Below are 13,241 nucleotides of genomic sequence, written 5' to 3'. Positions count from 1 at the left end.
ACGTATTCCGATCCCACCTGGACGAACCGCAGTGCGTACTGCGCACGGGGGTCCTCCACTACCGGGCGCAGGAACGCGAACGTGCTCGTGCGGGACAGCCGCTCCCACACCTCCTGGGACCCGTGCTCCCACACCGTGGTCACCACCCGGCGCGCCACCGTCGACGCGCTGAACCGCCCGCTCGTGAACAGCTCGTGCAACTCCTCCGCCTCCAACCGCAGCACCGTCTGCTCCAGGACCGGCGCGTCCAACAGCCCCAGCAACGCCAACGCGCAGTCCACCCGCGACACCGGATCGGGCACCCACACCCCGTCCAGGCACCGCCGCACCGCGTCCGCCGCCTCCAACGGGTCCAGGGTCCACTCGCCCTCCGGAACCGGGACCGGGACCTCCTCCGCGTCCTCGCCCAGGGCCCGCCCGACCGCCGTCCCCGTGCCGCCGGAGACCCGGTCCCACGGAACCCCCGCCGCCACTCCGATCAACACCGCCGCCACCAGCACCACCACCGCCACGTACTCCAACACCCCCGCACCCCCGTCCCCGCGCACCCGCCGCCCCCTCACCGCAGGACCGGCGCGCGCCGACGCAACCGCCACAACGACCGGTCCAGGCGCTCCGCCTCGGGCGGGGTGCACCACCAGCCCCGCGCCTGCAGCACCCGGCGCAACCGGAGGACCAGCGCCCCCGCGCCCGGTCCCAGGTCGTGCAGGTTCACCGACACCACGGCCCACCCTGCCCGGACCATCGCCCGCCACCGCTGCCCGTCCTGCCGGCGCTGCTCGAGCGTGTGGTGGTGGCGCACGCTGTCGAACTCCACCACCGTCGTCTGGTGCGGCCACCCCAGGTCGGCGTGGAACAACCCCCGGGCGGTGCTCACCGGGCACTGCGGTGTCGGCGGCGGCAGGCCCGCCTCACGGAACAGCACCCGCGCCCAGCTCTCCGGCTGCGACTGGCTCGCCGGCGATGCCAACGCCAGCACCCGCTCCAACCGTTCACGCGCCCGCCATGACCGTGTCCGCCCCGACTGTGCCGCCAGCTCCTCGACCCCCACCAACCCAGCGGCGAGGAATCGGTCCACCAACCCTGTGGCCAGGTACAGGGAACGCGCGTACACCGCACAGTCCAGGGCCGTGCGCAGCGGGACCGTCACCGGCACGTCCGACACCCGCGTGTGCTCGTCCGGCTCCAACCGCACCCGGTGCACCCGCACCGACGGCCGTGCCGGGTTGCGCGCGTGCGGCGGCAGGCACACGTGCTGCACCTGCTCGGCCGCGTCCCGGCGGTCGGGGAAGGCGTCCACGCCCCAGACGTAGGCCGCCGACCGCTCGGCGAGGACCGCCGCCGGGTGCAGGTGCTCGCGCAGCTCCGCGGCGCGGGCCAGGAGGGCGTCGTGGTCGGGAAGGCGGGCGGGGAGGTGCTCTTCGGTCTCCATGGGCCCAGGTTCGGCCCGGCCGAGGCCCGCCACAAGAACGGATTCCGAGCCTGTGGACAACCATGGACGCGAGGAAGGTACGAGACCCGCCCGGCCGCGCGGCGTGACGAGGGGTCCGTGGACGGTGTCCGGCCCCCGACCACCGGGGCTCCGCCCAGGACCTGCGTGACGTGCCGGGTCAGCGCATGGGCGGCGGGCCGATCGCCAGGTGGATGTGGTCCACGTGCCCCTGGGTGTTGTCCTCTCCGATTCCGTGCGGGCGCCCCGTGCCCGGGAACGTGCCGTGGGGGTCGCGCGCGGGGTTCCAGATCTCCCGGTCGTAGATCAGCCCCTTGACCCCGAGCTCCTCGTGGTTCTCGATGACCCAGTTGACGACCGTCAGGGCCGTCTGGTCCATCTGTTCGGTGGGCTCACCGCCCAACGGCGCCACCATGTAGTCGATCGCCTGCCCGTGCCCGTGGTCGCTGTCCTCCTCGGGGCGGAAGCCGCCCGCGGACAGGTAGAAGCCGGGGAACTCCTCGTTGAGCACCTCGTGGGTCTCGCAGGCCTCGGGGATCACGTTGAGGGACCCGCAGGAGACCGTCGCACCGCTGGCGAAGACCACGGCGTCGGGGTCGAAGGTGTACTCGCCCTCCTCGTCGACGAGGTTGACGTCGATGAGCCCCCGGGCCGCCGAGACGTCGTCGACGCCGGCCCCGCCGCAGCTCAGGTCCTCGCCGTCGCGGTCGCAGTCGGTGGGGGAGTGCATGATCGCGATCGCCGACGCGTTGCCGGTGACGGTGTCGACGTCCTCCTCCTCGCCGTCGCACACCGTGTCGTTCCAGCTCTCGCGGCCGGCGTCCTCCTCCAGCTCCTTCTGGCACAGCGCCCCGCGCACCTCCACGCGCACGATGTTCCCGTTGCGCCCCATGGTGTTGTCGCTGGCCCGGATGTCGGTGAGCACCGCGTCGTTGGCGCGCGCGTACTCCTCGGCGCGCTCGGTGGCGGCGTCCTCGTCGTAGGCCGGCATGGGGAAGGACCCGGAGGCGAGGTCGGAGGCGGCTTCGTCCTGCATCGCGCTCACGGCGGCGAGCGCAGCGGCGTCGGCTGCTGTCTGGGCCTGCGAGCGCAGGTCGTTGGCGCCTCCCACACGCACGAACAGGACGGTGAGGGCGAGGAGGGCGAGAGTGAGACCGAACAGCAGCAGGACGCTGGCTTGTCCCTGGTCGTCGCGGAATCGTCCCATGCTGGATCCTGGTGGGTGGGGGAACGTGGGGGCAGTGGCCGCACCGCGCAGGATATCCCGCTGTGTGAGGGTTCGGTAGTGGGGTGTGGACAAAACGCAGTGGCACCATAGGACATTCTGTGCAAGGTCCCGAAACCCACCACCGAGCGCAAATAGTATTGCTGGGCGTGCGGCCTGATAAGACCCGGGTCGGAATTTTGGCGCGACTAGAAAGCGGACCCATGAGTGCCCGAAAGGCGATGACCCCCGCTGAGCAGGACGACCTCCTCCGCCGCGTCTCGGGCGAGCTGCTCTCGTCGGCCCCGGCCGACTGGGTCAAACTCCGGCTCGTCTACACCGGGTTGGTCGACTTCGCGACGGTGCGCCTGGAGGCGATGTTCTCCGACGGGCGCGTCGAACACTGGCTGCCCCCGGCGTCGGCCCCCGAACTCATGGCCGAGCTGCGCAGCGGTATGTACCTGGAGGCCGTGGGCACCTGGTACACCGCCCACCTGGAGGTCGAGGGGCCCGGTCGGTACACCGTGCGCTACGAGCACGACGAGGAACCCCACTTCGGGGAGGCCCGCCCCGACCGCAGCTTCGCCCTCGACCACGTGTGCTTCCCCCGCGGGGTCGACCACCGGCCCGACTGGCTCCAGCTCAAGCTCATGGGGGCCGCCGAGGAGAGCACCGAACCGCTGCCCGAGCACGTGGACGACCTGCCGCTGGAGTGGGCCACCTACACCGACGCCGCCCTGCTGCGCGAGACCGGCGTCCCCGCGGGCGGGCTCACCCCCGAGGTGATGATGGACGTGGTGCAGGAGATCGTCGACCGCACCTTCGACGCCCTGCGCCCCAAGGGGGAGTGGACCGGGATCCTCATCGACCACAAGGAGGTCGCCGGCGTCACCGACACCCGCGTCAGCGTGGACTGGGTCGGCGCCGGCACGGAACTGGAGTGGCTGCCCGCCGAGGCCGACCGGCTCCTGTACACCCTGCGCACCGGCATGTACCAGCAGGGCAAGGGCACCTGGTTCCGGGCGCGGTTCCGGATCGGGGAGTCGGGGGAGATCGCGCTGGAGTTCGACCAGAAGAACCCGCCGGAGTTCGACCCCGCCCCGGACCCCCGGTGTTACCTGTGGGACGTGCAGCGTTTCCCGCGCAGCTCCGACCACATTCCGGACTGGTTGCTCGACCGGTTGAGTGAGGCGCAGCGGATCGCGAAGGCGCAGGCCTGAGCGGCGCAGAAAGAATGCGGCCCCCTTGCACCGGGTCCTTTTTGTGTGACCCATGGTGAATATAGGGTGAATGTGCGCCGGGGGGTTTTATTCGCCCGGTGTGTTTCTGCCGACCGGCCCGTCCCCGTCCAACGTCGCCCCGTAGCGCTCCCGGCAGAAGTCCTGCAGCCGCCGCGCCATGGTCTCCAGTACCGCGTGTGCGTGGTGGTCGTGGGCCCACACCGCGTGCAGGGACACCGCCAGCGTGTCCGCGCCGTCGGTGATGCGCTGCGGCAGGAGCCCGAACCGGGGGTCGTCGGTCACCACCGCCACACCCCGGCCCGCGGCCGCCAGGGCCTGGGCGATCTCGCCGTTGAAGGTCTCCACCACGGTCCCGTAGTGCGCGCCCAGGCCCCGCACCGTGTGGTCGAGCAGGCGGCGCGCGGCGAAGTCACGGTTCGGCAGGACGAGGTCGCCGTCCACGAGCGCGCCGACCCCGATGCTCTCCGCGCCGGCCCGCGGGTGGTCCTCCCGCACGTACGCGTACACCGGCAACCGTGCCAGGGGCAGGCCGGAGAAGCCCGGCGGGGGCGGGCGCGTGGTGATGCCGAGGTCGACCCTGGACACCAGGTCCGGCAGGTCCGGGTCGATGTCGATGCTGGTGACGCTGGGTTCGGGGTCGGAGGCGTCGAAACCGGCGATGAAGGGCGCCACGATGTCGACCAGCGTCGTGCTCGGGGCGCCGAAGGACACCGACGTCAGGCGCCCGGCCGACAGGTGGGCGGCGAGCCGTTCGGCCTGGTCGAAGCGGCGCAGCAGGGCGCGTGCCTCGGTCAGGAACTCCTCACCCGCGCTGGTCAGGCTCAACCGAACCCCCGTGCGCTGGAACAACCGGACCCCGATCTCCTTCTCCAACTGCTTGACCTGCCGGGACAACGCGGGCTGGGTCATGTGCAGGCGCACGGCGGCATGGGAGACCGTGCCCTCGTCGGCGACGGTCACGAAGTAGCGCAGCAGGCGGATCTCCATGCTTCCCGAGCATACGTCACCAAAGAAACAGGCATTGGACAGCATAAAAGCTACTGGGGACCATGAACTGAAACCCACGTCACACCACTCAGGGGGCTCCCATGGCCGACCTCGCCCAGTCCCGACACCTCGGGTCCGCGTTCCCCGGTCCGCATGCACAGGCACTGGCCGACCGCCGCGACGCCACCGTGCCCCGGGGCGTCTCCTCCGTCATGCCGACCTTCGCCCACCGGGCCGGCGGCGGCATCGTCGAGGACGTCGACGGCAACCGCCTCATCGACTTCGCCTCCGGGATCGCCGTGACCACCGTCGGTGCCTCCGCCCCGCGCGTGGTCGAGGCGGTGCGCGCCCAGGTCGAGGGCTTCACCCACTCCTGCTTCATGGTCACGCCCTACGAGCAGTACCTCCAGGTCGCCGAGCGCCTCGCCGACCTGGTTCCGGTCCCCGGCCCCGCCAAGACCGCCCTGTTCAACTCCGGGGCCGAGGCCGTGGAGAACGCCGTGAAGGTCGCCCGCGCCCACACGGGCCGCCAGGCGGTCGCCGCGTTCGACCACGCCTACCACGGGCGCACCACGCTCACCATGGGCCTGACCGCGAAGAACATGCCCTACAAGCACAGCTTCGGCCCCTTCGCGTCCGAGCTCTACCGGGTCCCGGGCTCCTACCCGCTGCACGACGGGCTCGACGGTGCCCAGGCCGCCGCGCGCACCATCGACCAGCTCGAGAAGCAGGTCGGCGCGCAGAACCTGGCCGCGGTCGTCATGGAGCCGATCCAGGGCGAGGGCGGCTTCATCGTCCCCGCGCCCGGGTTCCTCCCCGAGGTCGTGCGCTGGTGCCGCGACAACGACGTCCTCTTCATCGCCGACGAGGTCCAGACCGGCTTCGCCCGCACCGGCCGCTGGTTCGCCTCCGACCACGAGGGCATCGAGCCCGACATCGTCACCACCGCCAAGGGCATCGCCGGCGGTCTGCCCCTGTCCGCCGTCACCGGCCGCGCCGAGGTCATGGACGCGCCCCACGCCGGCGGGCTCGGCGGCACCTACGGCGGCAACCCCATCGCCTGCGCGGCGGCGCTGGCCGCCATCGAGACCATCGAGGAGGACGGCCTGCTCGAGCGCGCCGTCCAGGTCGAGAAGATCGCCACCGACCACCTGCTCAGCGCCCGCGAACAGGACCCGCGCATCGCCGAGGTCCGCGGCCGCGGCGCCATGCTCGCCCTCGAGCTCGTCGACCCCGGCACCGGCGAGCCCGACGCCGCCCTCACCGCCCGCGTGGCACAGCAGGCCCGCGACGCCGGGGTCATCACCCTGACCTGCGGCACCTGGGGCAACGTCATCCGACTCCTGCCGCCGCTGACCATCGGCGACGACCTGCTCCTCGAGGGGCTGGAGATCCTCACCGGCGCCCTGCGGCGTTCCTGAACCCGACCGAACCGACTGGAGGAACACGACCATGGAGCGTGCACACGCCGGTGGCGCCGCCACCTTCGACGTGACCGACCCCGCCACCGGTGCCGTGGTGGGCACCGTGGCCGACCACGGACCGCACTCGGCCCTGCAGGCGCTCGGCGAGGCCCACGACGCCTTCCCGTCCTGGTCGGCCACCCCGCCGCGCCGGCGCTCGGAGATCCTGACCGGGGCCCACCGGGGCATGATCGCCGCCAAGGACCGCCTCGCCGCGCTCATCGTCGCCGAGAACGGCAAGTCCCGCGCCGACGCCGAGGCCGAGGTGGGCTACGCGGCCGAGTTCTTCCGCTGGTACGCGGAGGAAGCGGTCCGCATCCCGGGCCACTTCGGCACGGCCCCCGGGGGAGGGGTGCGCAACGTCGTCTCGCGTGCCCCGGTCGGGGTCGCCGCCCTGATCACGCCGTGGAACTTCCCCGCGGCCATGGCCACGCGCAAGCTCGCCCCGGCCCTGGCCGCCGGGTGCACCGCCGTGCTCAAGCCCGCCGCGGAGACCCCGCTGACGGCCCTGGCGATCGAGGAGATCCTGCTGGAGGCCGGGGTGCCCGAGGGCGCGGTGCGTGTGGTGCCCACGACCGCGGCCGCGCCGGTGGTCTCGGCCTGGATCGCCGACCGCCGGGTGCGCAAGCTGTCCTTCACCGGCTCGACCGGGGTGGGCCGCACGCTGCTGTCCCAGTGCGCCGACCGGGTCCTCAACACCTCGATGGAGCTGGGCGGCAACGCCCCGTTCGTCGTCGCCGAGGACGCCGACATCGACGCCGCGGTGCAGGGCGCGATGATCGCCAAGTTCCGCAACTCCGGGCAGGCGTGCACGGCGGCCAACCGCTTCTACGTGCACCGCCGGGTCGCCGACGCCTTCGTGGAGCGTTTCGGCCGGGCCGTGGAGGCCCTGAAGGTGGGCCCGGGCGAGCAGGGCGCCGACATCGGCCCGGTCATCTCCGAGCGCCAGGCCGACGGCATCCGCTCCCTCGTCGAGTCCGCCGTGGCCGACGGGGCCCGGGTGGCGCACCGTGCCGAAGTCTCGCCCGACCTGCCGCGCACCTTCGTCGCGCCCACGGTGCTGACGGGCGTGGCGCCCGACGCCGCCGTGGTGCGCGAGGAGGTCTTCGGTCCGGTCGCTCCGGTCCTGGTCTGGGAGGACGAGGACGAGCTGGTGGAACAGGCCAACGCGACCGAGTACGGGCTGGCCTCCTACGTCTACGCCGGTTCGGCCGACGCGGCGATGCGCATCGGTGAGCGCCTGGAGGCCGGGATGGTCGGCATCAACCGCGGCCTCGTCTCCGACCCCAGCGCCCCCTTCGGCGGGGTCAAGCAGAGCGGACTGGGCCGTGAGGGCGCTGACCTGGGGCTCGACGAGTATCTGGAGCCCACCTACTTCTCGGTCGCCTGGTCCTGACCCGAGGAATCCGTGCGGGGTGATGTGTTGCCCATCACCCCGCACGCCCATAAAATGAATGAAGATCATTTTTCGCCGCCGAGGAGACCCCATGGCAAACGTCCTCAGGAACTACGTCAACGGCGCCTTCACCGACGCGCACGGACAGGGCACGCTCGACGTCGTCAACCCCGCCGACGGGGCGACGGTCGCGGTCTCGCCCGTCTCCGACCAGGTGGACGTCGACCGGGCCTTCGCCGCCGCCCGTGAGGCCTTCGAGACCTGGAGGGACGTCACCCCGGCCGAGCGCCAGCGCCTGCTCATCAAGCTGGCCGACGCGGTCGAGACCCACGCCGACGAGATCGTCGAGGCCCAGCACCGCAACACCGGCCAGCCGCGCTGGATGATCTCCCAGGAGGAGATCGGCATGGGCGTGGACCACCTGCGCTTCTTCGCCGGGGCCGCCCGCACGCTCGAGGGCCGCGCCGCCATGGAGTACATGGAGGGCCACACCTCGTACGTGCGCCGCGAACCGGTCGGTGTGGTGGCCCAGGTGACCCCGTGGAACTACCCGCTGCTCATGGCGGTGTGGAAGCTCGGCCCGGCCCTGGCCGCCGGTAACTGCGTGGTGCTCAAGCCCTCCGACACCACCCCGGAGTCCACCCTGGTCCTGGCCCGCCTCATCGGCGAGATCTTCCCCGCGGGTGTGGTCAACGTGGTCCTGGGCGACGCCTCCACCGGGCAGCTCCTGGTCGAGCACCCCGAGCCGTCCATGGTCTCGCTCACCGGTTCGGTGCGCGCCGGCCGCGAGGTCGCCGCCTCCGCCGCCAAGGGCCTCAAGCGCGGCCACCTCGAGCTCGGCGGCAAGGCGCCCGCCGTGGTCTTCGCCGACGCCGACCTGGCCGCCACCGCCAAGGCCGTGGTCGAGTTCGGGACCTTCAACGCCGGCCAGGACTGCACAGCCGTCACCCGCATCCTCGTCGAGGAGAGCGCGCACGACGAGTTCGTGGGCCTGCTCGCCGAGGCCGCCGCGGCCACCGCCACCGGCAACGCCGACGAGTCGCAGAACGACTTCGGGCCGCTCAACAACGTGCGCCACTTCGGCTCGGTCAAGGACAAGCTCGAGCGCCTGCCCGAGCACGCCTCGGTGGTCACCGGCGGCGGCCCCGTCGAGGGCTCCGACGGGTACTTCTTCCGTCCCACCGTGGTCACCGGCCTGCGCCAGGACGACGAGCTGGTCCAGGAGGAGACCTTCGGCCCGGTCCTGACGGTGCAGAGCTTCGCTTCCGAGAAGGAGGCCGTCGCACTGGCCAACGACGTCGACTACGCCCTGGCCTCCAGCGTGTGGACCTCCGACCACGGCACCGCCATGCGCCTGACGCGCGCCCTCGACTTCGGCTGCGTCTGGGTGAACACACACGTGCTGCTGGCCGCGGAGATGCCCCACGGCGGCTTCAAGTCCTCCGGTTACGGCAAGGACCTCTCGCTCTACTCGGTGGAGGAGTACACCAAGGTCAAGCACGTCATGCACGCGCTGGAGATCTGAGAGAGGCCGTCCCGGGCGGAGGCCTCAGCCGGCAGGGTCGGTGTACCTGCGGCGCAGGCCGTCGATCAGTGCGTCGAGCGAGAGCTCGAAGGCGCGGTCGGCGGCCTCCCGCGGGTCCTTCGGTCGCTGTGCGGCGAAGCGGGTGAAGTTCGGGGCGAGTTCTTCCAGTTCGCCGGGGTCGAAGATGTCGGTGGGGGCCGAGGCGTCGTAGGCGGCGCCGAACACCAGTGCCTCGATGCCCACGATGATGTCGACCGCGTCGGGGCCGTCGACCCCGGCCTCGTGCAGCCCGCGCGCCACCCGTTCGTACATGCGCAGTGTCTGGGGGGAGTCGGCCACGGGCAGCACCGCCATGACCGGGATGAGGGCCGTGTGCTGGATGAAGCACTGCCGGTAGGAGAGCGCCCACCGCCGCAGCGCCTCGTCCCAGGGTTCGGTCGCGAAGGGCGAGCAGTCGATCTGTTCGTTGATGCGGTCCTGGATCAGGACGAGCACGTCCCGCTTCGAGGCGACGTGGTTGTACAGCGCCGAGGCCGAGACACCGAGCTCACGCGCCAGTGAGGCCATGGTCAGGCGCTTGTAGCCCTGCTTCTCCACGATCCGGATCGCTGCCTGCGACAGGCGTTCGCGCGACAGGATCGGCGAGGAGGGACGGCCCTTGCCTCGGGTGCTGGGGGTTCGCTGGCTCACTGGCGCCTTCCTCCTGCGTGCCGGCGCGGGGATGCCGACGGATTTTTGCCCAGTGTAGAAGCCCTGCGGTTACGGCCGTCCGGCGCGTCGACCGTGCTGACCTGGCCCAGGGGTTGCGCTTCCGCTCTTGACAGCGGAGACGTGGACCCTATTAATGAATGAAGTTCATTTTGATGTTCGAAGGAGCACATCCATGAGTGGCACACACGTCATCGGCAGCACCGAGGTGCTCGAACGCGACGTCGTCGTCGTGGGCGCCGGCCCCGCCGGGCTGATGGCCGCCCGCACCCTCCAGGCCGCCGGCCGGACCGTCGCCGTCCTGGAGGCCCGCGACCGCGTGGGCGGGCGCACCTGGTCCCGGGAGATCGACGGGGCCTTCCTCGAGATCGGCGGCCAGTGGGTCTCGCCCGACCAGACCGAGCTCTACGGACTCCTCGACGAGCTGGGCATGAGCACCTACCCGCGACACCGCGAGGGCTCCGACGTCTTCCTGGCCGCCGACGGCACCCGCCACGAGTTCACCGGCGAGATGTTCCCCGCCGGCGAGGCCACCGAGGCGGAGATGAAGCGTGTCATCGGGCTCCTGGACGAGCTCGCGGCGCAGATCGGCCCCGACCGCCCCTGGGACCACCCGCTGGCCCGCGAGCTCGACACCGTCACCTTCGACGCCTGGATGCGCGCACAGACCGACGACGCCGACGCCCGCGAGAACCTCGGCATCTTCATGGCCGGCGGCATGATCACCAAGCCGTCCCACTCCTTCTCCGCCCTGCAGGCCGTGCTCATGGCCGCCTCCGCGGGCTCCTTCTCCAACCTCGTCGACGAGGACTTCATCCTCGACCGCCGCGTCGTCGGCGGCATGCAGTCGGTCTCCGAGACCATGGCCGGCGCCCTGCACGAGGGCACCGTCCACCTCGAGACCCCCGTGCGCACCATCCGTTGGGACGAGGACGGCCACGGCCCCGCCACCGTCGTCTCCGACCGCCTCACCGTCCGGGCCCACCAGGTGATCGTGGCGGTCCCGCCCAACCTGTACTCGCGCATCTCCTTCGAACCCGCCCTCCCGTGGCTGCAGCAGCAGATGCACCAGCACACCTCCATGGGCCTGGTCATCAAGGTCCACGCCGTCTACGACCGCCCCTTCTGGCGCGACAAGGGCCTCTCCGGCACCGGCTTCGGCGCCAAGGAGTACTGCCAGGAGGTCTACGACAACACCAACCACGGAGACACCCGCGGCACCCTGGTCGCCTTCGTCTCCGACGAGCTCGCCGACGACCTCTTCAAGCGCGACGCCGACGAGCGCCGCAGCATCGTCCTGAACTCCCTCGCCCGCTACCTGGGCGAGGAGGCCCTCGAACCCACCGTCTACTTCGAGTCCGACTTCGTCTCCGAGGAATGGACCCGGGGCGCCTACGCCGCCAGCTTCGACGTGGGCGGCCTGCACCGGTACGGCGCACACCAGCGCGAGCCCGTCGGCCCCCTCCACTGGGCCTGCTCCGACCTGGCCGCCGAGGGCTACCAGCACGTCGACGGCGCCCTGAGGCAGGGGCGCCGCGCGGCCGAGGAGATCCTCGCGTCCGTGACCGAACCCGCCTGACCCGCACGTCCGCACACTCTCAGGGGCCGGCGCACCGCGCACGAACCCCACCCCCTGGTGAGACCGCACGCGGCTCACCGGTTCCCGGCGCCGGCCCCTCGGCGCCCACACCCCACCCGGCGACCACAGGGAGCAACCATGACCGACACCAGCCGGCCCCCGACCCGGCAACAGGGCGAGGACGGCCGCGCCCACTGGAAAGGCCTGAGCACCGGGGCCGTCGGCCTCCTGGGAGGGCTGGTCATCGGCGTGTCCACCATCGCCCCGGCCTACACGCTCTCCGGTGCCCTCGGCCCGACCGCCTCCGCCGTCGGCGAGCACCTGCCCGCGATCCTGCTGGTCGGGTTCGTGCCGATGCTCCTGGTGGCGATCGGCTACCGCCAGCTCAACAAGGCCATGCCGGACTCGGGCACCACCTTCACCTGGGCCTCCCGCACCTTCGGCCCCTGGGTCGGCTGGTTCGGCAGCTGGTGTCTGCTGGCGGCGACCATCCTGGTGCTGTCCAACCTCGCCGGGATCGCCGTCGACTTCTTCTACCTGGCCCTGTCCCAGATCAGCGGCCAGGACTGGGTCGCCGACCTGACGCGCAACGTGCCCGTCAACATCGCGACCTGCCTGGTCTTCATGGCCGCCGCGGCCTGGATCTCCTACCGCGGCCTGGAGGCCACCAAGACCTTCCAGTACGTGCTGGTCACCTTCCAGGTCGTCGTGCTCGCCTGGTTCGCCGTCGCAGCGTTCGGCCACGTCGCCGGCGGCTCGGCCTTCGACGCCACCCCGGTGCGGCTGGAGTGGTTCAACCCGTTCGGCGTGGAGTCCTTCTCCGCCTTCGCCGCGGGCGTGGCCCTGTCCGTCTTCATCTACTGGGGATGGGACGTGGTCGTGACGATGAACGAGGAGAGCCGCGGCACGACGACCACCCCGGGCAAGGCCGCCATCGCCACCATCCTCGTGGTCGTGGCCCTCTACACCGCGGTCTCGGTGGCCACCCTGTCCTTCGCGGGTGTGTCCACCGCCGAGTTCGGCCTCGGCAACCCCGACATCCAGGAGAACGTCTTCGCCGCACTGGCCGGACCGGTCATGGGCCCCTTCGCCGTCCTGATGTCCCTGGCGGTGCTGTCCTCCTCCGCCTCCTCGCTGCAGTCCACGATGATCTCCCCGGCCCGGACCATGCTCGCGATGGGCCACTACGGGGCCCTCTCGTCCAAGTACGCGAAGGTCCACCCCACCTACCGCACACCCGGGTACGCGACCGTCGTCGCCGTCGTCATCGCCTCGGTCTTCTACGCCGTCATGCGCGTGATCTCCGAGAACGTCCTGTGGGACACCATCACCACCCTGGGCATGATGGTCTGCTTCTACTACGGCGTGACCGCCCTGGCCTGCGTCTGGTACTTCCGCCGCGAGGCGACCGCGTCCCTGGGCGCCCTGGTGACCAAGCTGGTGGCGCCGCTGCTGGGCGGGCTCCTGCTGCTCGTCTTCTTCTTCCAGACCGCCTGGGACTCCATGGACCCCGCCTACGGATCCGGGTCCGAGGTCGGCGGGGTGGGGCTGGTCTTCGTCCTGGGCCTGGCCATCTTCGTCCTGGGACTGATCGCGATGGCCGTGCAGTACGCGCGCAGCCCCGAGTTCTTCCGCCGCCGCTTCGAGACCACCGAGTACCCGACCTAGTGTCGGCCCCGACACCACCA

10 protein-coding genes are annotated in these 13,241 nt (G+C 71.4%); 6 read left to right on the top strand and 4 right to left on the bottom strand.

Going from position 1 to position 13,241, the window contains the following annotated elements; all coding sequences use genetic code 11:
* Positions 1–559 precede the first annotated feature (559 nt).
* Together IDM40_RS18925 and IDM40_RS18920 are read right to left on the bottom strand one after the other, a co-directional pair.
* Positions 560–1,432, bottom strand: a complete 873-nt coding sequence (locus tag IDM40_RS18925) for a hypothetical protein (protein ID WP_193123359.1) — start codon at positions 1,430–1,432, stop codon at positions 560–562.
* 178 nt (positions 1,433–1,610) lie between these two features.
* Positions 1,611–2,657 (bottom strand): pilus assembly protein TadG-related protein, encoded by a 1,047-nt coding sequence (locus IDM40_RS18920; RefSeq protein WP_193123358.1) that lies wholly within the window; start codon positions 2,655–2,657, stop codon positions 1,611–1,613.
* A 221-nt stretch (positions 2,658–2,878) separates the two neighbouring features.
* Between IDM40_RS18920 and IDM40_RS18915 the strand changes: the two genes are divergently transcribed.
* A complete protein-coding gene (locus IDM40_RS18915) occupies positions 2,879–3,874 on the top strand; it encodes a hypothetical protein (protein ID WP_193123357.1) in 996 nt (331 codons plus the stop codon).
* Between the two features lie 87 nt (positions 3,875–3,961).
* Here IDM40_RS18915 and IDM40_RS18910 read toward each other — a convergent pair whose 3' ends face one another.
* The gene (locus tag IDM40_RS18910) at positions 3,962–4,882 is read right to left on the bottom strand and encodes a LysR family transcriptional regulator (RefSeq protein ID WP_193123356.1); all 921 of its coding nucleotides are present in this window, start codon (positions 4,880–4,882) and stop codon (positions 3,962–3,964) included.
* 101 nt (positions 4,883–4,983) lie between these two features.
* On the opposite strand from IDM40_RS18910, the gene gabT reads away from it, so the two are divergent.
* The 3 genes from gabT (at position 4,984) to IDM40_RS18895 (ending at position 9,266) form a co-directional block, all read left to right on the top strand.
* Positions 4,984–6,303 carry a 4-aminobutyrate--2-oxoglutarate transaminase gene (gabT, locus tag IDM40_RS18905; protein ID WP_193123355.1) on the top strand — a complete coding sequence of 440 codons (1,320 nt, stop codon included), beginning with the start codon at positions 4,984–4,986 and terminating at the stop codon, positions 6,301–6,303.
* Between the two features lie 31 nt (positions 6,304–6,334).
* Entirely contained in the window at positions 6,335–7,741 is a 1,407-nt protein-coding gene (locus tag IDM40_RS18900; RefSeq protein WP_193123354.1) for an NAD-dependent succinate-semialdehyde dehydrogenase, read from the top strand.
* A 91-nt stretch (positions 7,742–7,832) separates the two neighbouring features.
* Positions 7,833–9,266 carry an aminobutyraldehyde dehydrogenase gene (locus IDM40_RS18895; protein ID WP_193123353.1) on the top strand — a complete coding sequence of 478 codons (1,434 nt, stop codon included), beginning with the start codon at positions 7,833–7,835 and terminating at the stop codon, positions 9,264–9,266.
* Between the two features lie 24 nt (positions 9,267–9,290).
* Here IDM40_RS18895 and IDM40_RS18890 read toward each other — a convergent pair whose 3' ends face one another.
* A complete protein-coding gene (locus IDM40_RS18890; RefSeq protein ID WP_193123352.1) occupies positions 9,291–9,956 on the bottom strand; it encodes a TetR/AcrR family transcriptional regulator in 666 nt (221 codons plus the stop codon).
* A gap of 193 nt (positions 9,957–10,149) precedes the next feature.
* Here IDM40_RS18890 and IDM40_RS18885 point away from each other — a divergent pair, with 193 nt between their 5' ends.
* Positions 10,150–11,553, top strand: coding sequence for a flavin monoamine oxidase family protein (locus IDM40_RS18885; RefSeq protein ID WP_193123351.1), 1,404 nt, complete (start codon positions 10,150–10,152; stop codon positions 11,551–11,553).
* A 138-nt stretch (positions 11,554–11,691) separates the two neighbouring features.
* Entirely contained in the window at positions 11,692–13,221 is a 1,530-nt protein-coding gene (locus tag IDM40_RS18880; RefSeq protein WP_193123350.1) for an APC family permease, read from the top strand.
* The last annotated feature ends 20 nt before the right edge of the window (positions 13,222–13,241 follow it).

This window comes from Nocardiopsis coralli, assembly GCF_014892575.1.
GTDB lineage: Bacteria > Actinomycetota > Actinomycetes > Streptosporangiales > Streptosporangiaceae > Nocardiopsis > Nocardiopsis coralli.
Note: the sequence above shows the minus strand (reverse complement) of the source record. Positions and strands in the feature narration are given on the sequence as shown.